This window comes from Reyranella sp. (assembly GCF_052439685.1).
Lineage (GTDB): Bacteria > Pseudomonadota > Alphaproteobacteria > Reyranellales > Reyranellaceae > Reyranella.
The window spans coordinates 179989-199302 of record NZ_JBQVQG010000004.1 but is presented as its reverse complement, the minus strand read 5'-3'; the positions used below and the strand labels follow the sequence as shown (position 1 = coordinate 199302).

Annotated in this window: 21 protein-coding genes; 13 read left to right on the top strand and 8 right to left on the bottom strand. The window is 67.1% G+C overall.

From position 1 onward, the window contains the following. The first annotated feature begins 13 nt into the window (after positions 1-13). From ACT6UX_RS07960 to ACT6UX_RS07940, 5 genes are all read left to right on the top strand, one after another. The gene (locus tag ACT6UX_RS07960) at positions 14-1444 is read left to right on the top strand and encodes an aldehyde dehydrogenase family protein (RefSeq protein WP_444774608.1); all 1431 of its coding nucleotides are present in this window, start codon (positions 14-16) and stop codon (positions 1442-1444) included. A 118-nt stretch (positions 1445-1562) separates the two neighbouring features. Continuing rightward, a complete protein-coding gene (locus ACT6UX_RS07955; RefSeq protein ID WP_444774607.1) occupies positions 1563-2939 on the top strand; it encodes an FAD/NAD(P)-binding protein in 1377 nt (458 codons plus the stop codon). 7 nt (positions 2940-2946) lie between these two features. After that, positions 2947-3345: a winged helix-turn-helix domain-containing protein gene (locus ACT6UX_RS07950; protein WP_444774606.1), complete on the top strand. Its 399-nt coding sequence runs from the start codon at positions 2947-2949 to the stop codon at positions 3343-3345. A gap of 66 nt (positions 3346-3411) precedes the next feature. Continuing rightward, positions 3412-3819, top strand: coding sequence for a hypothetical protein (locus tag ACT6UX_RS07945; RefSeq protein ID WP_444774605.1), 408 nt, complete (start codon positions 3412-3414; stop codon positions 3817-3819). Beyond that, positions 3819-4217 carry a hypothetical protein gene (locus tag ACT6UX_RS07940; protein ID WP_444774604.1) on the top strand — a complete coding sequence of 133 codons (399 nt, stop codon included), beginning with the start codon at positions 3819-3821 and terminating at the stop codon, positions 4215-4217. The genes ACT6UX_RS07945 and ACT6UX_RS07940 overlap by 1 nt, the downstream gene beginning before the upstream one ends. Here the strand turns inward: ACT6UX_RS07940 and modA are convergent. Further along, positions 4201-4995 (bottom strand): molybdate ABC transporter substrate-binding protein, encoded by a 795-nt coding sequence (modA, locus tag ACT6UX_RS07935; protein WP_444774603.1) that lies wholly within the window; start codon positions 4993-4995, stop codon positions 4201-4203. The genes ACT6UX_RS07940 and modA overlap by 17 nt on opposite strands. 156 nt (positions 4996-5151) lie before the next feature. Between modA and ACT6UX_RS07930 the strand changes: the two genes are divergently transcribed. From ACT6UX_RS07930 to ACT6UX_RS07910, 5 genes are read left to right on the top strand one after another with little or no spacing between them, the layout of a single operon-like run. Continuing rightward, positions 5152-5361 (top strand): TOBE domain-containing protein, encoded by a 210-nt coding sequence (locus ACT6UX_RS07930; protein ID WP_444774602.1) that lies wholly within the window; start codon positions 5152-5154, stop codon positions 5359-5361. A 5-nt stretch (positions 5362-5366) separates the two neighbouring features. Next, complete coding sequence (gene tsaA, locus ACT6UX_RS07925; RefSeq protein WP_444774601.1) at positions 5367-5864, top strand: tRNA (N6-threonylcarbamoyladenosine(37)-N6)-methyltransferase TrmO; 498 nt, start codon at positions 5367-5369, stop codon at positions 5862-5864. Then, positions 5861-6898 carry an iron ABC transporter substrate-binding protein gene (locus tag ACT6UX_RS07920; protein ID WP_444774600.1) on the top strand — a complete coding sequence of 346 codons (1038 nt, stop codon included), beginning with the start codon at positions 5861-5863 and terminating at the stop codon, positions 6896-6898. The genes tsaA and ACT6UX_RS07920 overlap by 4 nt, the downstream gene beginning before the upstream one ends. Before the next feature lie 7 nt (positions 6899-6905). After that, complete coding sequence (locus ACT6UX_RS07915) at positions 6906-7907, top strand: FecCD family ABC transporter permease (protein ID WP_444774599.1); 1002 nt, start codon at positions 6906-6908, stop codon at positions 7905-7907. A gap of 2 nt (positions 7908-7909) precedes the next feature. Next, positions 7910-8683, top strand: coding sequence for an ABC transporter ATP-binding protein (locus tag ACT6UX_RS07910; RefSeq protein WP_444774598.1), 774 nt, complete (start codon positions 7910-7912; stop codon positions 8681-8683). 58 nt (positions 8684-8741) lie between these two features. Here the strand turns inward: ACT6UX_RS07910 and ACT6UX_RS07905 are convergent, their stop codons facing one another. Together ACT6UX_RS07905 and ACT6UX_RS07900 are read right to left on the bottom strand one after the other, a co-directional pair. After that, positions 8742-9797 (bottom strand): acyl-CoA dehydrogenase family protein, encoded by a 1056-nt coding sequence (locus ACT6UX_RS07905; RefSeq protein WP_444774597.1) that lies wholly within the window; start codon positions 9795-9797, stop codon positions 8742-8744. 12 nt (positions 9798-9809) lie between these two features. Next, entirely contained in the window at positions 9810-10994 is a 1185-nt protein-coding gene (locus ACT6UX_RS07900) for an acyl-CoA dehydrogenase family protein (protein ID WP_444774596.1), read from the bottom strand. A gap of 49 nt (positions 10995-11043) precedes the next feature. On the opposite strand from ACT6UX_RS07900, the gene ACT6UX_RS07895 reads away from it, so the two are divergent. Continuing rightward, on the top strand, positions 11044-11520 hold the full coding sequence (locus ACT6UX_RS07895; RefSeq protein ID WP_444774595.1) for a YybH family protein: 477 nt from the start codon (positions 11044-11046) through the stop codon (positions 11518-11520). Here ACT6UX_RS07895 and ACT6UX_RS07890 read toward each other — a convergent pair. Genes ACT6UX_RS07890 through ACT6UX_RS07880 form a run of 3 tightly spaced genes read right to left on the bottom strand, consistent with a single transcriptional unit; the run spans position 11517 to position 14958 of the window. Further along, positions 11517-12509 carry a DUF3298 domain-containing protein gene (locus ACT6UX_RS07890; protein ID WP_444774594.1) on the bottom strand — a complete coding sequence of 331 codons (993 nt, stop codon included), beginning with the start codon at positions 12507-12509 and terminating at the stop codon, positions 11517-11519. The genes ACT6UX_RS07895 and ACT6UX_RS07890 overlap by 4 nt on opposite strands. Further along, positions 12506-13657 (bottom strand): pyridoxal phosphate-dependent aminotransferase, encoded by a 1152-nt coding sequence (locus tag ACT6UX_RS07885; RefSeq protein ID WP_444774593.1) that lies wholly within the window; start codon positions 13655-13657, stop codon positions 12506-12508. Before ACT6UX_RS07885 ends, ACT6UX_RS07890 begins: the two co-directional genes overlap by 4 nt. Positions 13658-13665: 8 nt before the next feature. Then, positions 13666-14958: a gamma-glutamyltransferase gene (locus tag ACT6UX_RS07880; RefSeq protein ID WP_444774592.1), complete on the bottom strand. Its 1293-nt coding sequence runs from the start codon at positions 14956-14958 to the stop codon at positions 13666-13668. A gap of 112 nt (positions 14959-15070) precedes the next feature. On the opposite strand from ACT6UX_RS07880, the gene ACT6UX_RS07875 reads away from it, so the two are divergent. Both ACT6UX_RS07875 and ACT6UX_RS07870 read left to right on the top strand, forming a co-directional pair. Then, on the top strand, positions 15071-16402 hold the full coding sequence (locus ACT6UX_RS07875) for a M48 family metalloprotease (RefSeq protein WP_444774591.1): 1332 nt from the start codon (positions 15071-15073) through the stop codon (positions 16400-16402). A 22-nt stretch (positions 16403-16424) separates the two neighbouring features. Continuing rightward, entirely contained in the window at positions 16425-17207 is a 783-nt protein-coding gene (locus tag ACT6UX_RS07870) for a DsbA family protein (protein WP_444774590.1), read from the top strand. On the opposite strand, the gene ACT6UX_RS07865 is transcribed toward ACT6UX_RS07870, so the two are convergent. Then, positions 17204-18673 (bottom strand): hypothetical protein, encoded by a 1470-nt coding sequence (locus tag ACT6UX_RS07865; protein ID WP_444774589.1) that lies wholly within the window; start codon positions 18671-18673, stop codon positions 17204-17206. The two genes, ACT6UX_RS07870 and ACT6UX_RS07865, sit on opposite strands and share 4 nt — an antisense overlap. Next, complete coding sequence (maiA, locus tag ACT6UX_RS07860; protein WP_444774588.1) at positions 18670-19314, bottom strand: maleylacetoacetate isomerase; 645 nt, start codon at positions 19312-19314, stop codon at positions 18670-18672. The genes ACT6UX_RS07865 and maiA overlap by 4 nt, the downstream gene beginning before the upstream one ends.

Sequence of the window (19314 nt, the reverse complement as noted above, 5' to 3'; positions counted from 1 at the left end):
AGAGGGTCGAACCATGCAGCACGCGAAGCACTTCTATATCGACGGCGAGTGGGTCGACGCGATCAAGCCTGCCCTGCTCGATGTCATCGATCCCTCGACCGAGGAGGCCTACGTCCAGATCTCCGTCGGCAGCCCCGCCGACGTCGATCGTGCCGTCGCCGCCGCCAAGGCCGCCTTTCCCAGCTTTGCCCGCACCAGCCGCAAGGAGCGCCTCGATCTGCTGCGCGCCATCCTGGCCGAGTACAACAAGCGCCGGAACGACGTGGGCGACGCCATTTCGCGCGAGATGGGTGCGCCGCTCGAATTCGCCCGCACCATTCAGGCCGGCCGCGGCACGGCGCATCTCGAGCGCATGATCTCGGTGCTCGAGACCTATCCCTTCGAATCGGTCGAAGGCACCACGCTGATCGCGCGCGAGCCGGTCGGCGTGTGCGGCCTCATCACGCCGTGGAACTGGCCGACCAACCAGATCGCCTGCAAGGTCCTGCCGGCGCTGGCCGCCGGTTGCACGATGGTGCTGAAGCCGTCGGAAGAGGCGCCGATCGATGCCCTCATCTGGACCGAGATCATGCATGCCGCCGGCACACCGAAGGGCGTCTACAATCTGGTCCAGGGCGCCGGCTCCGTCGTCGGCGAGGCGATGTCGAGCCATCCCGACATCGACATGATGTCGTTCACCGGCTCGACCCGCGCCGGCATCCGCGTGGCCCAGGCCGCTGCCGTCACGGTCAAGCGCGTAGCGCAGGAACTCGGCGGCAAGTCGGCCAACATCCTGCTGCCCGACGTCGACTTCCAGATGGCCGTCACCAAGGGCATCAACAGCATGATGGTGAACTCGGGCCAGTCCTGCACAGCGCCCAGCCGCATGTTCGTGCCGCAGGATCGCCACGACGAGGTGAAGCAGATCGCCAAGGCCGCGGCCGAGAAGTTCGTGGTCGGCAATCCGCAGGACCCCGCCACCCGGCTTGGCCCTGTCGTGAACGAGTCCCAGTTCAACAAGATCCAGGGCCTGATCCAGAAGGGCATCGAGGAAGGCGCTGAACTGGTGACCGGCGGCCCGGGCCGTCCGGAGAACCTGAACCGCGGCTACTATGTGCGGCCGACCGTGTTCGCGGGCGTGACCAACGACATGACGATTGCGCGCGAGGAGATCTTCGGGCCGGTCATCTGCATCCTCCCCTACAAGGACGAGGAAGAGGTCATCCGTCTGGCCAACGACACGATCTACGGCCTCGCGGCCTACGTGCAGGGCAGCGATCTCGAGCACGCCCGCAAGGTCGCCGCGCAGATGCGCGCCGGCAACGTCCACGTGAACTATCCGATGGGCGACACCGCCGCCCCGTTCGGCGGCTACAAGCAGTCGGGCAACGGCCGCGAATACGGCAAGTGGGGCCTCGAGGAGTTCCTCGAGACCAAGGCGGTCATCGGCTACAAGGCCGCCTGACGCTTCAAGGTCAAGCAGGCGGCCGGCGCGAGTGCCCTCGCCCGGCCGTCAGGCCAGCGCCGAGGGGTCGCACCTCGGTTGCTGGCATTCGCAGCTGACCATCTGCCATACATCGGCAATGCAGCACTCCGCCCCGTCTTCCTCTCTCGTCGACATCGCAATCGTCGGCGGCGGCGCCAGCGGCGTGCTGCTGGCCGCCCAGCTCGTGCGCAAGAGCACCCTCAGCGTCGCCCTCGTGGAGCGCAGCGACCATCCCGGCCTCGGGGTGGCCTATTCGACCCGGTGTCGGGGTCACCTTCTCAACGTGCGCGCCAGCGACATGACGGCGCTGGACGACGAACCCGATCATTTCGTGAAGTGGCTTGCCCGCAACGGTGGCGGCCTCGGCCCCACCGACTTCGTCCCCCGCGCCGACTATGGGCGTTACCTGCAGGACCTGCTGAACGAGTCGCTGGAACGCGCGCAGGGCCGGCTGCAGATCGTCGCCGGCGACGTCACCGCCGTCCGCGAGAGACCCGACGGGGTCTCGCTCGACATTTCCGGCCGCGGCGCCCCTTTGTTCGCCCGCAGGACCGTCCTGGCGACCGGGCATCGGCCGCCCTCGGCGGATTCCGGCGCCTATCACGGCAATCCCTGGCGCGAGGACGCCATCGCGGGCCTCGTGCCCGATGCCTCGATCCTGCTGATCGGCACCAGCCTGACCATGATCGACGTGCTGATCTCGCTCCTCGAACACGGGCATAAAGGCCCGATCGTCGCGCTCTCCCGCCGCGGGCTGGTGCCGCATCATCATCCGCCGGCGCCGATCCCCACGCCCGACGCCGACACGCACGACCTCTTCACCGGCAGCCTGTCGCAACGCACCGCCCGGTTCCGCGCCAAGCTGCGGGCCGGCTTGGGCTGGCCGGGCCTCATGCAGCTCCTGCGGCCGCACAACAACGAACTCTGGCACGGGCTCGACCTGGACCAGCGGCGGCGCTTCCTGCGCCATCTGCGTCCGTGGTGGGACATCCACCGCCATCGCGTCGCGCCGCACATTGGCGAACAGATAGATGCCGCCAGGGCGAGCGGGCAGCTCTCGATCGTCTCGGGGCGGATCGAAATCGGCCGCACGACGGACGACGAGGTCGAAGTCACCATCATCCGTCGCGGCTCGACCGAGCGGGAACGGCGCAGCTTCGACCGGGTCGTCGACTGCCGAGGGCCACGCAACGAGGTCGACGTCCGCGTACCCCTGCATGCGCAGCTGGTGAAGGACGGTCTGCTGCGGCCCGATCCCCTCAACCAGGGCCTCGACATTGCCGAGGACGAAGCGCTGATTTCGAAGGAAGGCACCCCCTCGAAACACATCTTCGTCCTGGGACCACCGACGCGCGGGCGCTACACCGAGATCGTGGCGATCCCTGACATCCGCATCCAGGCCGCCGCGGTCGCCGACCAGCTCGTCGCACAATTGAGCGAGCCGTCTGGTCTTGCCGTCGGTCCCGCCGCATAATTCACGGATGGGACGCCGACCAGCCAAAGCCCCGGCCAAGCCGGCCGACAAGACTTCCTTGCACCTCCGGATCGATTTCGGCGGCGAACGCTCGATCGGCCCCGGCAAGGTCCGTCTGCTCGAGCTGATCAACGAGACCGGATCGATCTCCGCCGCGGGTCGTGCGCTGGCCATGTCCTATCGCCACGCCTGGCTGCTGGTCGACGAGATGAACCAGATGTTCCGTGAGCCCGTGGTGACCGCCCAGACCGGCGGCGGCGGCGGCGGCGGCACCTCGGTCACGGAAACCGGCAACGACATCGTCCGCCTCTACCGCGAGATGGAGCGGAGGGCCTACGGCGCCTCATCGCCGGAAATCCGCTCGCTGGCCCGCCTGCTCACCCCGCCCGACGCCAAACTCCACTAGGACTCAGTCCGCAGGCTGCGCCGGGCCGCTTGCACCGCCTCACGTTATATCTTACTGGATATAGCGTTGCTTCACCGCAAAGAGGTGCCGGTCATGGAGATCGTCAGCAAGGGTTTGACGGACTGTCAGGTGGACCCGACAGGCGTTTCGTTCCGCCTCGGCCTCGAAAGCATCGACGGCCAGCCGGCCTCTGTGATCCTGCCGGTCGACTGCCTGCGGTCGCTGCTCATGACCTTGCCCCAGGTGATCGAGAAGGCCCTGAAGGCCCGCTACCAGGACGATACGCTGAAGATCGTCTACCCGATGGGTGGCTTCGCGCTCGAGGCTGCGGCCGGCAGCTCCAGCACCATCCTGACGCTGAAAACACCCGACGGCTTCAAGGTCTCCTTCGCACTGACGCCCGAGGATGCCGGCGGTCTCGCGACTTCGCTGGTCGGCATCGACGGGACCCAGCAGCACGTCCCGTTCAATTGATGCCGGATGACGACCAGCGGATCGATTTCAGCGAAGCCGCCGAGGTCACCGGAGAACTGCTGACGCGAGAGAACGCCGTCCTGATCACCCTGGTCGGTCACACCGGCCGGCGCTCCACTCTGACCATTCCGGCCGCGGATCTGCAGCGGCTGGTCTCTCTCCTGCTTCTGCTGGGGCGCGCCCTGCCGCACAACGAGCCCGCCGATGTCGCCAAGCTTTCTCTGATACCCACCGATTCGTTGAGCGTCGGCGGTCTGCCCGGCGGCGAAACGCTGCTCGCCGTGGCAGTCGGTGCCGCGATGGTCGGCTTCTCCATGCCCGCATCGGCCGCCGAGAAGCTGGGAAGGTCCCTGCTCCTCGCCGGCAGCGACGCGACGGAACCTACTTCAATACAGTGAAGCCCTGCTTCTCGAAGAACGGCTTGGCCGCCGGCGTCTTCAGATAGTCGACGAAAGCCTGCGCATCGGGGTTTGTCGACGAGGACAGCAGAGCCATCGGATAGATGATGGCCGGGTGCGAATCTGCCGGGAAGGCGCCCACGATGCGCACCGCCGGATCGGAGGCTGCATCGGTCTTGTAGACGATGCCGAGCGGGGCCTCGCCGCGCGAAACCAGGGTCAATGCCATGCGGACGTTCTCGGCCTGGGCCACGCGGCTGGACACCGACGGCCAGACCCCGAGAAATTCGAGCGCCGCTTTGCCGTACTTGCCGGCCGGCACGGCATCGACATTGCCCATCGCGAGGCGGCCGTCATTGCCGAGCGCGCCGCGCAGGTTGAACCCCTTGTCGATCTTGAGATCGATCTTCGAGTCCTTGCCGGCGATCAGGACGATCTGGTTGCCGAGGAAGTTCGAGCGGCTCGCCGGCTTGATGAGCTTGCGCTCGGCGACATAGTCCATCCACGGCACGTCGGCCGAGATGAAGATGTCGGCGGGAATGCCGCCCTCGACCTGCTTGGCCAGCGCCGAACTCGCGGCATAGGAGATCTTGGTCGTCTTGCCGGTCTGCTTGGACCAGGCGGCCGACGCCTCGTCCAGCGCGTTCTTGAGGCTGGCGGCCGCGAGGATGATGACGTCCTTGCCCTGTGCCGCGGCCTGGTGAGCCCCCCCGCCCGCCGCAAGGACAAAGGCAGCGACGGCCAGTGCCGACGTGAACGCCCGACGAGTACCCAGCATGAAACCCTCCATTTGCGACAGATCGATATATCTCACTGAACATATCGTTTATCCACCGGATTCGCAGTTTATATGCATCGAATGGGTGCGCTATGGCCGAATGGATATAAAGTGACTGACGACCTATGCTTCGGCCGTCAACTCCCGGGAGGACTCATGCGGATCAGCGCCAGGAACCGATTGAAGGGCACCATCGTCGAGGTCACCAAGGGTCAGACGACCGCCCATGTCCGGATCGACGTGAAGGGCATCATCGTCACGGCGGCCATCACCAACGAGGCGGTCGACGAGTTGGGCCTCAAAGCCGGGCAGGAAGCCTATGCCATCGTCAAGGCGTCCGACGTCATGGTCGGCCTCGACAGCTAGTCCCCATGGTCCGGCTGAACGAGATCCGCCGGGGTGAGCGAGCGGTCGACCTGCCGGGCCGTTTCGACGCCTCGCTCTATTTCATCGGGCGTATCCGCAGGCCGTGGACGTCGCGGCTCGAGACGCCGCGACAGGGAAGGCTCGACGGTCCGACGTGCCATCTCGAGTTCGACGACCGCTGGGTGGACGGACTGCACGGAATTGCCGAGTTCGAGCGGCTGGAGGTCCTGTACTGGCTGCACGAATCCCGGCGCGATCTCGTCCACCAGAGTCCGCGCAACGACAGTGAGGCGCGCGGCGTGTTTTCCCTGCGCACGCCGGTACGCCCCAATCCGATCGGCACATCGATCGTCCGCCTTGTGAAGATCGAGGGGCCGGTCCTGTTCGTGCGTGGCATGGATTGCCTCGACGGCACGCCCCTGCTCGACGTGAAGCCCGACCGCACCCTGTTCGAGCCGCTGGCGCCGGCGCAGCCCGGCGACTTCCAGATTGGCGACAAGTGAAGCGCCGCAGCGCACTTGCTCTACTCGGCACCGTCCTGCTGGCTCGGCCCAGCTTCGCGCAGGCCACGCGCACGCTGGTCGATTCGGCCGGCCGCAAGGTCACGCTGCCAGCGCGCATCGAACGCGTCTTCGTGGCGGGACCGCCCGCCTCGGTACTGACCTATGCGCTGGCACGCGATGCCATGGTGGGCTGGGTGCGCACCCCTTCGCCCGCCGAGAAGCAATATCTGGCCGCTCCCGCGCGAGACCTGCCCGAGATCGGCCGCCTGACCGGACGCGGCGACACGGTGAGTCTCGAGCGCCTGGTCGCGGCGAAGCCCGACATGATCCTCGATTTCGGCTCGACCTCTGACACGTTCGTGTCGCTGGCCAATCGCGTGCAGGCACAGACCGGCATCCCGTATGCCCTGATCGATGGCCGATTCGCCTCGACCAGCCCCTCGTTAAAGCTCGCCGCCGAGATGCTGGGCCGTGTCGAACGCGGCGCCGCGCTGGCGGCCTATGCCGAGGCGGCCTTCGCCCAGGTCGACAACGCGCTGACACGCGTGCCAGCCGACAAGCGGCCCCGCGTCTATCTCGCGCGTGGCTCCGAAGGCTTGGAGACCGGCAGCCGCGGCTCGATCAACACCGAGATCATCGAGCGGGCCGGCGCCACCAACGTGGCCGAGGGCCTTGGCGGCAGCAGCAACATCGCCAACGCTTCGCTGGAACAGATCATCGCCTGGCAGCCCGACATCGTGGTCACGCTGGACCGTGGCTTCTTCGACAACGTGGGCAGCAAGCCCGGCTGGGATCAGGTGCGCGCCGTCGCCAACAAGCGCGTCTACCTCGCGCCCAGCCTGCCCTGGGGCTGGATCGATGCGCCACCGTCGCTCAACCGCCTGATCGGCCTGCGCTGGCTGCTGTCGACCTTCTATCCCGCCGAGGCCAATCTCGACCTCAAGGCCGAAACGAAGAAGTTCTACGAGCTCTTCTACGGCGTGAACGTGACCGACGATCAACTGGCGCGGCTGCTGGGTGGCAAGGCAAACTGATGGCGTCATGCGCGCCGGCCTCATACTCGCTCTCCTTGGCTTGTGCCTGCTCGCTTCGATGCTGGCCGGCAGCATCATCGGCCCCTACCAGATCCCCCCTGGCGAAGTGCTGAAGGCCTTGGCCGCGCCGATCACCGGCGTGCCGGCTGCAGCCCCCATCGACACGATCCTGTTCCAGATCCGCCTGCCGCGCGTGCTCGCTGCTGCGCTCGTCGGCGGAGCGCTGGCGGCGGCAGGCGCCAGTTACCAGACGCTGTTCCGCAATCCCCTCGTCTCGCCCGACATATTGGGCGTCTCGGCCGGCGCAGGTTTCGGCGCCGTGCTCGGCATCCTGCTGTCGCTGCCGGTCATCGCCATCCAGGGGCTGGGCTTCGTCAGCGGCCTGATCACCGTCGTCATGGTCTATGCGCTGGCGCGCGCCCTGCGCAGCCAGAACGAGGTGCTCGTATTGGTGCTGTCGGGCATCGTGGTCGGCGCGCTGGCCGGCGCCGGCATCTCGCTGGTGAAGATCCTGGCCGATCCCTACAACCAGCTCCCCGCCATCACCTTCTGGCTGCTGGGTAGCCTGTCGGGGGTCAAGGTCTCCGATGTCTGGGGTATGGCGCCTTTGGTGATCGTAGGCCTCGTCCCGCTCGTATTGCTGCGCTGGCGCATCGGCGTCCTGTCGCTCGGCGACGACGAAGCCCGCGCGCTGGGCGTCAACGTCGCCTTCGTGCGCGGTGTCGTCGTCGCCGCGGCAACGCTCGTGACGGCGGCGGCCGTCTCGGTGTCGGGCGTGGTCGGCTGGATCGGCCTCATGATCCCGCACATGGTCCGCCCGCTGGTCGGCCCGCGCTACGATCGCGTGCTGCCGGCCTCGGTACTCATGGGCGCCGCCTTCCTCGTGCTGGTCGATACGCTGGCCCGCTCTGCGGCGCGCATAGAGATCCCGCTCGGCCTGCTCACCGCATTGATCGGCGCACCGATCTTCGTCTGGCTGCTGGCCCGTGGCCGCCATGTCTGGAGCTGACAATGATCGAGGCGCGTGAACTCGCCATCGGCTATGGCAAGACGGAAGTCGCCACGAGAATCGATCTCTCGGTCGCCCCCGGCGAAATCCTCTGCCTGCTGGGTCCCAATGGCGCCGGCAAGACGACGCTTTTCAAAACGCTGCTTGGTCTCATTCCCGCACTTCGGGGCACCGTCGCCATCGGCGGCACACCGGTCGGCGAGCTGTCGCGCGCTGCCCTCGCCCGCGCTGTCGCCTATGTGCCCCAGGCGCAGGTGATGGAGTTCGCCTACACCGTCCTCGACCTGGTACTGATGGGCCGCACGGCCCATCTTGGCCCGTTCGCGGCACCAGGCGCCGTCGACCGCGACCGCGCACGCTCGGCTCTCGACCAGCTCGGCATTCTGGATCTCGCAGACCGCGAGGCCAATCGCATTTCCGGCGGCCAGCGCCAGCTCTGCCTGATCGCGCGTGCCCTGGCGCAGGACGCGCCGATGATGGTGATGGACGAGCCCACCGCCAGCCTCGATCTCGGCAACCGCTTCCTCGTGCTGGCTCGCGTGCAGGCGCTGCGCGAGCGCGGCTTCGGGGTGATCTTCTCGACGCACGACCCCGATCAGGCGCGCGAACTGGCAACCCGGGTCGCGGTCATCGCAGATGGCCGCCTCGCCGCCTATGGCCCTCCTGACGAGACGCTGACGGCCGCGATGCTGTCGGAAATCTACGGCGTGCCGATCGCCCTCGAACGGACCGATAGCGGCCGTACCGTCGTTGTATCGGCCAGACCAGATTCCTAATGCGAACGGCGCCCTCGTGGGGCGCCGTTCGGCCATGAGCCCGATGAAGACGGCCTTTTCAGGCGGCGTAGCGGCTTTCCGTGAGCGCCGGCCACAGCTCTTCCTTGCCGGCCTTGGCGAAGGACGCACCGATCTTCTCACCCCAGAAGCTCTCGCTGCCGAAGTCTCGGCGCCACACCCAGAGCCTGCGCGTGTAGTGGTGCAGGATATGTTCATGGGTGAAGCCCATCGCGCCCATCGACTGGTGCGAGATGGCGGCGATGCGGTGCGCGAAGTCGGAGCACTGAGTCTTGGCGGCGGCGATCGAGAAGCTGCCCCCCTTCTCCAGCCCGCCCTCATCGGCGTCGCGCGACGCGGCTTCCGCCGAGGCGATGGTCGCGGCGACGCAGCTCGCGAGCTCGGCCAGCATGTGCTGGATCGCCTGGAAGGTGGAGATGGGGCGGCCGAACTGGACGCGCTGCTTGCAGTATTCCGTTGCCGTCACGAGCACCTTGTCGGCAGCGCCCGCCATCTGCATGGCCCGGGCCAGCGCCGCGAGTTCGAGCGCACGCTCGGCGCTGATCGGCGAGGCGCCGGAGAATTCCGGCGTGGCGCCGTCGAAGGTCACGGTTCCGTAGGGCTCGCCGGCATGGCTGGGCGCCTCCTCGACCGCGACCGCATCCCGCGGCACGACGACGAGCGTCGACTTGCCGCCCGCCGTCACGATCGCGACGAAGCGCTCGGCGACGCCCGCGAACGGCACGCGCGCGACCTTGCCGGAGACGCGATTGCCCTGGAGTGACAGCTCGCCCAGCGCCACCGTCGACGGGCCGCTGGCCGGCTTGCCGCCAGCGGCCGCGACCAGCAGGTTGGCCAGCGCGGTTTCGGCGACCGGCACGGGAACGGCATGCTCGCCGGCCACGCGCAGCATTGCCATCAGGTCAGCCAGGGTGCCGCCCACGCCGTCCAGTTCTTCGGGAACGGCAATCAGCGGCAGCCCCATCTCCTCGACTTCTTTCCAGAGGTCGGCGGGCCACACGCCCTTCTCGACGCCGTTCACGATGTCCTTGCCGGCGCGCTCGGCGAAGAAGCGGCCGGCGGTCTCCAGCAGCATGTCACGGGTATCGCGGTCCATGATCTTTCTCCTTCAGCGCAGACCGAGGCCGCGGGCGACGATGCCGCGCAGGACCTGGGTGGTGCCGCCCTGGATCGTGTAGCTCGGCGCCATCATCGAAGCGTATTGCGCGACGTCGAGGAAGTCGGCGAGATCGTCCTCGGTCGTAGCATCGGATTCCGCCAGCGTGCGCGCGATCTCCGGCAGGTCCTGCTGGTAGATCGTGCCCAGATCCTTCACCAGCGACGCCTCGATGGCGGGCGACTTGCCCCCCTGCATCATGCCGGCGACGGCGGTGGACATCTGGCGCAGGGTCCACAGCCGAGCGATCAGTCGGCCCAGGATGGCGTTCGCGCGCTTGGCCGGCTGGCGGCCGAGCACCCGTACCAGTTCGCGCAGCACGTAGACGTTCTGCATGAAGCGTTCGGGACCCGAGCGCTCGAAGGCCAGCTCGCTGGTGACCTGCAGCCAGCCGTCGCCCTCGTTGCCGATCAGGCAATCCTCGGGGATGAAGGCGTCGGAGAAGGTCACCTCGTTCCAGTCATGGCGTCCGGCAAGATTGATGATCGGCCGGATGGTGACGCCCGGGGTCTTGAGATCGACCAGAAGCTGGCTCAGCCCCTTGTGACGATCGCCATGCTGACCGGAGGTGCGCACCAGCGTGATGCAGTAATGGTTGCGATGGGCGCCGGAGGTCCAGACCTTGGTGCCGTTGACGCGGAAGCCGCCCGGCACCGGCTCGGCGCGCGTGCGCACCGAGGCGAGGTCGGAGCCCGAATCGGGCTCGCTCATGCCGATGCTGAAATAGCACTCGCCGCGCGCGATGCGCGGTAGGATCGCCTGGCGCTGCTGTTCCGTGCCGAACTTCAGCAGCAGCGGTCCCGACTGGCGATCGGCGACCCAATGCGAACCCGCCGGCGCGCTGTTGCCGAGAAGCTCCTCGGTCACGACCAGGCGGTCGAGAAAGGTACGTTCCGCGCCGCCATACTGCTTCGGCCAGGTAATGCCGAGCCAGCCCTTCGCGCCCAGCGCCTTGCTGAACTCAGGAGACGGCGTGTTCCAGCTCGCGAAGCGATCCTCGGATTTGACCTTGGGCAGCGTTTCCTTGAGGAACGCGCGGACCTCGCCCCGCAAGGCTTCGGCCTCGGCGGGCAAATGGAACGGCGGGAATTCGAGCTTGGGAATGGACATCATCATCTCGACAGTTGGATGCCTCATCTCTGTCGGCTAATCCTGTGCCGCGCAACCCGTGAGTTTCGAGGGTCGAATGCCCCGCCGTCCACCACGCCTGCCGCCGCTCTTGGCGGAATTCGACGATGACGAACGCGACGCCGTCCTGGCCGCCAATCGTGCCTTCTACAGAGCCTTCAACGATCGCGACGCGGCTGCCATGGACCAGATCTGGGCGCCCATGGGCTCGGTGATCTGCCTGCACCCCGGCCAGGCGGCCCTTCACGAGCGTGCGGAGATCATGGCGAGCTGGCGAGCCATCATGAAGCACCCCGAGGCGCCGCGCGTGCGCTGCACCGAGGAATGGGTCGTCGGCCGCCCGGGCCTCGCGCTCGTCATCTGCCGCGAGGTGCTTCCCAACGGCCAGCTCATGGCGAGCAACCTCTATGTGCGCCTGGCCGACGGCTGGCACATGGCGAGCCACCATTCCGGCCCCGTGCCGCCGCTCGCGACCGAGCGCACGGCGCCCACCGCTTCCCCAACGCCGGCGCGAGACCGGCGCAAGCTGCACTAGCGGGCGATCGGCCCGCCCGCGCGCAGCAGCGGCTTCAGCCGGCTGTAGGGAATGTCGACCGTATAGGGCCCGGCCGAGTAAGGGCCGACCTCGTACTGGTTGAAGTAGATCTGAAGCTTATCGGCCTGCCAGCAGAAACGGTCGCTGCTGTTGACCGTCTTGGTAAGCTTGTTGGGCTGCAATGCGTCCTCGAAGCCGGGGTTCTCGACGAACTGCTTCTTGAGATCGGCGCCCACGATGGCGACGACTTCCTGGAGCCATGGCGTGCCGGATGCGAAAACGCCTGCGGGTGAAACGGTCTTGCCGCTGCGCAGATCGACCGAGGTGCAACTCGTGCTGCCGTAGCCATGGGCGCCGCCAGTGAAGGCCCAGAAGGTCAGGGCCACGGTGATGACGTTGGAATCGGGGCGGAAAAGCGCATAGCCCTGCTCGGCCTGCCATTCCTGTTCGCGATCCAGGCCGGCATCGGCCGTCGGCGTCGTTTCGCGCGCGGCCTTCGCGGCGGCCTCGGCAAAGGAGCGATTGATCGCCGTGAAGTCGGCGGTCGTGCCGGCGAAGCGCGGGTAACGAAGATCGATCGTGTAGGTCACCTTGCCCACCTTCCCGCTCCGCTCGATGGACTGGTCCTCGATGAAGGGATACGGCCCCGCGCCCGACGCCTTGAGGTCGGCGATGCGATCGGCATAGCGTGCCTTGAGGCAGCGCTGGATAACGTCCGGATCGTCGTTCGGCACGCAGGCACGGTTGCGCCCGACGATCCAGCGGACCTGGCTCTTCTCCAGGCTCTCCTTGGCCGGTCCGCTCAGCTTCGCGAGCAGAGCCGCGTAGAGGCCCGCCAGCTCGCGGTCCGTTTTTGCCAGGGCGGCGTCCTTGCAGATCGCCCGCTCCGCTCCGTTCGATGCCTTGGCACAATCGAAGCTGGGGCCGCTCTGCGCGAAGGCCGCGACCGGAGCGACAGCAAACAAAGCCGCGACCGCGAAGGCCCTCACACTCGCCTCCATTGTTTCAACCGGCGGACCGCCTCTTCCATCTCCGTGGTCGCGCCCGCGAAGGAGATGCGCAGGGTGCCGGCCCCCCGTGCGCGGTCGAAGTCTACGCCCGGCGTCGTCGCGACGCCGGCTTCACGCAGCATACGGCTGCAGAAGTCTCGGCTGTCGTTGGTGAGGTGCGATACGTCGGCGTAGATATAGAAAGCCCCCTGCGCCGGTGTGAGGCGGTCGAGGCCGGCGGCTGGCAGGCCGGCCATCAGCAGGTCGCGATTGGTGCGATAGCGCTTCACATGGCCATCGAGTTCCTCGCGACACTCGAAGGCGGCAAGCGCCGCGTGCTGGCTGAGCGTCGGCACCGAGATGAAGAAATTCTGCGTGAGCCGCTCGATCGTTCGCACCATGTCGGGCGGCACGACCAGCCAGCCCACTCTCCATCCCGTCATGGAGAAATATTTGGAGAAGCTGTTCACCACGATCGCGGTGTCGGATACCTCGACAGCCGAGTGGGTTTCGCCCTCGTAGACGATGTCGTGGTAGATTTCATCCGAGATCAGGCGCACGCCGTGGGCGTTGCACCAGTCGGCCAGCGCCTTCAGTTCCCCGCGCGTCACCATCGTGCCAGTGGGATTGGAGGGACTGGCCACGATCAGCCCGTCGAGAGGTCCCGCCTTCTCGAGTGCAGCCACCGTCGGCTGGAACCGGTCTTCCGCGGAGGTCGGCAGGTCGACTGCCTCGAGATTGAGCGCCGCCAGGATGTTGCGGTAGGCCGGATAACCCGGCGCCGCGAGCGCCACCCGGTCGCCGGCATCGAAGCTCGCGAGGAAGGCCAGCGGAAAGCCCCCTGAGGAGCCCGTCGTGACGATGACCCGCTCCGGCGCGACCTCGGCGCCATAGGTCTCGCGATAGTGCCGCGCGATGCGCTCGCGCAGCGCCGGCATGCCCAGCGCGGCGACGTAGCCAATCCTGTCCGCGTCGAGGGCGGCATGCGCTGCGGCGAGCGCCCCCTTCGGGGCGGGCGTGCTCGGCTGTCCGACCTCGAGGTGGATGACCGTCTCGCCCGCCGCTTCCTTCTCGGCGGCGGCGGCCATCACGTCCATGACGATGAAGGGATCGACGCCGCCCGAGCGCCGCGAAAGCTTGCCCGACATGTTGCCGTCTATCGAGCGATCGTCGAGAGGCCGGCACCGGCCGGGTCGGCACCCGTTCGGCAGGCCTCGGGCTTGCCGCGCAGACCCGAGGGGCAGGCGATGGCATTCACGAAGCCGCCCTGTGCCCGCCGGTTTGCGAGGACCGTCGCCAGGTTGCGATCGTTGTCGATGACCTCACGCGCCACATAGCCAACGGCTTGGGCCGCGGTCGGTCCGCCACCACCCGCTCCCGCAAATGTGAACTCGCCATTGCCGGGATTGGCGATGATCACCGGGCTGACCGAAGCCGCCTCCGGATTGGGCGAGCCGAGCATGATGCCACTGCCGGGAGCGACGACACGCGCACCGAAGAGTTGGCCCATCGAGACCGCGCAGGCCGCCGCACCGCCCTTGCTGTCGACGGCGGCGAAGCCCGCAAAGCCGCCGGAATCCACCGGCGTACCGCCGGCCGGCTGCTGTCCATTCCAACCGGCGAGGGCCAATGAGCCAGCCGCCGGTGCCGGCGCGACGTAGACGCGGCTGCGATAGTGGCTGACCGACATCGGCTCCGACGCGATCGGCACGGCCGCGCGCAATGCATCAACCGGAAGGCTGCCACCGGCCTGAGAAACCTGCTCTGAAAAGGTGCGCGCCAAGGCGCCTTGGAAGAACTCCGCTCCGCCACGCTGGCGGATGCTGCCAAGCACCGATGCGAGGTCAGGCTGGGTGAGCAGCGACCCCTCCGAGGCGTTGCCGAAGATCCGACGGGCCTCGGCATCCGCCCCGAGCAGGGCCCCACCGGCCTGCAGATCGCGCGCCAGCGCACGCGATACCGGGAAGCCGAACCGAGCCAGGCGCTCGGCCGGCGACACGGTCTGTTCCCAACGCAAGTTGCCGTGACGGACATGCATCAGGGTAACGGCGCGCACGCCTGCCGGCACCGAGAAGGGCGTGCCCTTGACCGCGCCGGGCGCCGCGATGGGGGGAAATACGAAGGCTTCGGCCTTCTTCGTCTTGTCGTTGTGGACGATGCACGCACCGGACGCACCCAGCGACGCCGCCGACGGCAGGGTCACGGAGAGTGCAAAATACATGGCGACGGCGGCGTCGGTGGCATTTCCACCGGCTTCGAGGATCTCGCGTCCGACCTCGGCCGCCCGGCTTTCCTCGGCCGTGGTCGCCGCAAAGCTGCTGCCCTTGGTGGTCGGCGAGAAGGTGCGCTTGTTCTGCGTCAGACCGGCGGGGTTTTCGGCATTCTCAGCGCGATCCCGCGCGCGGTCTGTCTCACTAAAGCCACAACCGGACAGCAAGAGAACGCTCACAAGGGCTGCGTTGTACAATTGACGCGGCCGCCGACCGTTTCTAGCCTGTCCGAGCCCCGTGCCGACCTTGTTCAAACGCATCACCACCCTCTTATGTCTGACGCTCTTCGCGTTGGCACCGTTTCGTGCCGCGACGGCTCAGCAAGGTCAACGACTCAATCTGATCCGTGACGCCGAGATCGAGAGCACGATCCGAACTTTCACGATCCCGATCTGGAAGGCGGCCGGTCTCGACCCCAATGGCGTCGAGATCATGCTCGTCCAGGATGGCTCGCTCAACGCCTTCGTTGCCGGCGGCCAGCGCATCTTCATCAATACCGGCCTGATCATGCGGACCGAGCGGCCAAACCAGCTGATCGGTGTGATGGCCCATGAAAGCGGCCACATTGCCGGCGGGCATCTCGCCCGCATGCAGGAGGAACTGCGCAACCTCTCCACCTTGCAGATCCTCGAAACCATCCTGGCCGGCGGTGCAATGGCGGGGGGAGCAGCAGCCGGCGCCGGTGCAGGCGGTACCGGTGGCGGCCACGGCGGCGGAACCGGCCGCCCGATGGCGCCGGGCTCGCTGATGTCGTTCCTCAAATACACCCAGACCCAGGAGAGTGCCGCGGACCAGGCGGCGATCACCTATCTGCAGCGCACCGGCCAGTCGCCCAAAGGCACGATTGAATTTCTCCGCTACCTGCAACGCGAGGAGAAGCTCGCGATCAACCGCCGCGACCCCTATCTGACGACCCATCCGCTGACTCCCGAGCGGATCGCGGCCTTCGAGCAGGCCGCCGCGAACTCTCCCTACGCCAACACGTCCGACACGCCGCAATTCCTCATGCTCCACCAGCGCATGGTGGCGAAGCTCTATGGCTTCGTGGCGCCGGACATGGCTCTGCAGCGCTACGCCGAGGCCGACCGGTCGGTGCCGGCACGCTATGCCCGGGCGATCGCGCTATACCGAAAGGGCACGCTGGGCTCGGCCCTGTTGACGATCGACGGCCTGTTGAAGGAATACCCCACCGATCCGTACTTCCACGAAGTACGGGCACAGATGCTCTATGAAAACGGTCGTGCCGCGGAGTCCATCCCTTCCTATCGCCGCGCCGTACAGCTCGCCCCCTCGGCGGCAATCCTGAAGATCGACTTCGCCCGCGCCCTGCTCGACGTCAACTCGCCCGACAACGATCGCGAGGCGATGCGCAATCTCGACCTCGCCATGCAGCAGGAGGCCGGCAGCTTCGAGCTCTGGCGCCTGATGGCGACAGGCTACTCCAAGCTCGGCAATCAGGGTATGACCTCCCTCGCCCGTGCCGAGATGGCGACCCTGCGGGGCCAGCGTGCCGAAGCCCAGTCCCATGCGGAGGCGGCGTCGCGCCAGCTTCCGGCCGGGACGCCGGCGTGGCAGCGCGCGCAGGACTTGAAGGCCTACATCAACAGCCGGCCCCGCAAATAAAGCCGGCTCTGGAGACATACCCATGCGTTCCCTTCTGATGGCCGCAGTGGCCGGACTGATCGTCGTCGGCGCCGTCGCAGCGACCCGTACCAGCGTGCCCACGAGCACCAACGCAACGGCGTCGGCCGCCCCGGCCCCTGTCGCGGCGGCCTCCGTACCGGCCGATCTGGGGAAGAGCATCAGGGCCTATCTCATGGCCAATCCCGAAGTCCTGGTCGATGCGATGCAGGAACTCGAGCGCAAGCAGGATACGCAGCGCGACGCCATGGCGCTGAAGGCGATCGGCCAGAACGAGGCCGAGCTCTTTCGCGATGCCGACAGCCCGGTGGCCGGCAATCCCGCGGGAGATGTCACTATCGTCGAGTTCAACGATTACCAGTGTCCCTACTGCAAGCGCGCCTACCAGGCGGTGAAGTCGGTGACCGGCGCCGACGGCAAGGTGAAGATCGTCTACAAGGACCTTCCCATCCTCGGTGAGCCGTCGCGCATCGCCGCGCTGGCCGCCCTCGCCTCGATGAAGCAGGGCAAGCATCAGGCCCTGCACAACGCGCTGATGGAATTCAACGGCAAGCTCGACCGGGCCAAGATCCTCGAGACGGCGGCCTCCGTCGGCATCGACGTCGCCCAGCTCGAGAAGGACATGGAAGATCCCAAGCTGAAGCAGATCATCGACCGCAACATGGCGCTGGCTGCCGCACTCGGCGTGCGCGGTACGCCGGCCTTCGTCATCGGCAAGCAGTTCGTGCCGGGCGCGGTCGATGCCGAGTCGCTGAAGGCGCTGATCGCCGACGCCCGCAAGAGCTAGCGCGACACCGTTGCGGTCAGGCCGAGCGCGTTCACCAGATCGGCGCCCGGCTTGAGGAGATAGTCGATCTTCTCTAGGCCCAGAGCGGGCTGCGGCATCGCCTCGAGCGTGAGCGTGCTGCCCTGCTCGACGAAGCGGGCGACCGCGTCGAACACCTTCGACATGTCCTGGGTGATCAGCACACCGGGCGGCTGGAAGCGCCGGATCTCGGCCGCGAGCGCCGCACGCTCCGCCGCCGCGGTCTGGCCGCTTAGCCGCGCCTTGGCCTGCAGGCTGCGCTGCAGGAGACTCTTGTCGGTGATCACGAGCCGTGCCGAGGAAAGCGCGGCCTTCGTGCCCAGCACGCCGAACAGATCCGCCTCGTCGATCGCGCGCCAGAACTCGTCGTCGGTGTCGATCACCTGAGCGGTGAGTGAAATCTCGGCGAGTTCCCGACCGCTCAACTTGCAGTCCTCGACCTTCAGCACGTGGTGGACCCGGTCCTCGAGCGTGCTGCAATCGAAGCCCAACCTCACTTCCTTGAGGTTCATCGACTGCAGCACGAGAAGCATCCCCAGCGCCTCGACGCTGCGCAGGGAGGGCGCGAGCACGAAGTCCTCGACGCGAAAGCGGGAGCGGTTGAAGTCGCCCTCGCGCACCGTCTCGGTGGACACGCTGCCCAGCGACAGGCCGTAGCGGGTCATGAGCTCGCCACCGAAACCCGACAGGCGGCCTTCGGCCACCGGAACGCGACCGATCGGCGTGCCCGGCTCCCAGTCGATCGACGAAGCGACGGCGATCGGCCGGCGGAGGTCGACGCCACGGGCCGTGACGTCCCCAACCGTGAGACCGGCCATCCGCGCGTCCGCCGGTTTCACCTGGAAATCCTTCATTTCCAGCGCATCGATCAGGCCCTGACGGTAGCCCGAGAGCGAGACGCTCGCCGCGCCCTGGCTCATCTGCTCGAGTGAGACGTAGGTGAAATCGCGCTGTTCCAGGCGCCCGACGGTCAGGGCCCCCAGCAGACGCGCCACCATCACCTGATTGCGGAACGGTCCTTCGTAGGCCGCGTCGTAGCGCGGCAGGTCGATGTCGGTGCCGGTCAGCTCGCCGATCGTCCAGGTGTTGGCCGCGTCCGGCGTGGCCAAGCGGAAATTGCGCAGATGCAGGCGCGCCACATGCAGCGGGTCGCCCCAGTCGAGCCCGCGAAACGGCAGGCGCCCTTTCAGCAGCTCGTCCAATGGCCAGGCAAGGCCTGAAGCCTCCCACGTGTCGACCTTCAACTCGCCGTTCGGTCCGCCCACGACGTTGCCGAGACTGACGCTGCGGTCGAGCAGACCCACCTGCACGGTTTCGACCTGCACCCCCTGCTCTGCGAGGCCGGCCTTGAGGCGCGTGGCGGCGAACTCCTCGGCAAACGGGATGGAAGCGGCACCGATGCCGACCAGGCCAAGAACGACAGCGAGAGCGACGAAGGATTTCCTCACGGTTCGGCGTCCGGCTGCTTCGAGGGCTGGGCCGCGTCGAAGGCGGGAAGCTTCAAGCAGGCATCATAGATGCGCTGGATCGCCGGGTAGCGTTTCATGTCGACCTTGAACCGGGTGGCGTTGAAGACCTGCGGCACCAGGCACATGTCGGCCATCGTCGGCGAGTTGCCGTGACTGAACGTCCCCTTCTCCGTGCTGTGGCTCAGCATCGACTCATAGGCGTCGAAGCCGGTCTCGATCCAGTGCCGCGACCAGGTAAAGGCGCTCTCCTCCGTCTGGCCGAACTTCTGGCGCAGGTAGGCCATGACACGCAAATTCTGGATCGGATGAATGTCCGCACTCACGATCAGCGACAGCGCCCGCACATGGGCGCGGCCGACCGGATCGCGGGGAAGCAGCGGCGGTTCGGGATGGGCTTCCTCGAGATACTCGATGATCGCCAGCGACTGGGTCAACACCGCCCCGTCGTCGAGGACGAGCGACGGGACCAGCTTCTGCGGGTTGAGCGCGGCGTAGTCCGCAGAAAACTGCTCGCCCTTGCGCAGATGCCTCGATGCATGCTCGACCGCGATGCCCTTGAAGTTCAGGGCAATGCGCACGCGATACGCCGCCGACGAACGAAAATAGCCGATGAGCTTCAT

Bases quoted from the DNA above. Each gene is read 5' to 3' on its own strand.
- ACT6UX_RS07960 (WP_444774608.1), top strand. From the start codon at position 14: ATGCAGCACGCGAAGCACTTCTATATCGACGGCGAGTGGGTCGACGCG.
- ACT6UX_RS07955 (WP_444774607.1), top strand. From the start codon at position 1,563: ATGCAGCACTCCGCCCCGTCTTCCTCTCTCGTCGACATCGCAATCGTC.
- ACT6UX_RS07950 (WP_444774606.1), top strand. From the start codon at position 2,947: ATGGGACGCCGACCAGCCAAAGCCCCGGCCAAGCCGGCCGACAAGACT.
- ACT6UX_RS07940 (WP_444774604.1), top strand. From the start codon at position 3,819: ATGCCGGATGACGACCAGCGGATCGATTTCAGCGAAGCCGCCGAGGTC.
- modA (WP_444774603.1), bottom strand. From the start codon at position 4,995: ATGCTGGGTACTCGTCGGGCGTTCACGTCGGCACTGGCCGTCGCTGCC.
- ACT6UX_RS07930 (WP_444774602.1), top strand. From the start codon at position 5,152: ATGCGGATCAGCGCCAGGAACCGATTGAAGGGCACCATCGTCGAGGTC.
- tsaA (WP_444774601.1), top strand. From the start codon at position 5,367: ATGGTCCGGCTGAACGAGATCCGCCGGGGTGAGCGAGCGGTCGACCTG.
- ACT6UX_RS07915 (WP_444774599.1), top strand. From the start codon at position 6,906: ATGCGCGCCGGCCTCATACTCGCTCTCCTTGGCTTGTGCCTGCTCGCT.
- ACT6UX_RS07910 (WP_444774598.1), top strand. From the start codon at position 7,910: ATGATCGAGGCGCGTGAACTCGCCATCGGCTATGGCAAGACGGAAGTC.
- ACT6UX_RS07905 (WP_444774597.1), bottom strand. From the start codon at position 9,797: ATGGACCGCGATACCCGTGACATGCTGCTGGAGACCGCCGGCCGCTTC.
- ACT6UX_RS07900 (WP_444774596.1), bottom strand. From the start codon at position 10,994: ATGAGGCATCCAACTGTCGAGATGATGATGTCCATTCCCAAGCTCGAA.
- ACT6UX_RS07895 (WP_444774595.1), top strand. From the start codon at position 11,044: ATGCCCCGCCGTCCACCACGCCTGCCGCCGCTCTTGGCGGAATTCGAC.
- ACT6UX_RS07885 (WP_444774593.1), bottom strand. From the start codon at position 13,657: ATGTCGGGCAAGCTTTCGCGGCGCTCGGGCGGCGTCGATCCCTTCATC.
- ACT6UX_RS07870 (WP_444774590.1), top strand. From the start codon at position 16,425: ATGCGTTCCCTTCTGATGGCCGCAGTGGCCGGACTGATCGTCGTCGGC.
- maiA (WP_444774588.1), bottom strand. From the start codon at position 19,314: ATGAAGCTCATCGGCTATTTTCGTTCGTCGGCGGCGTATCGCGTGCGC.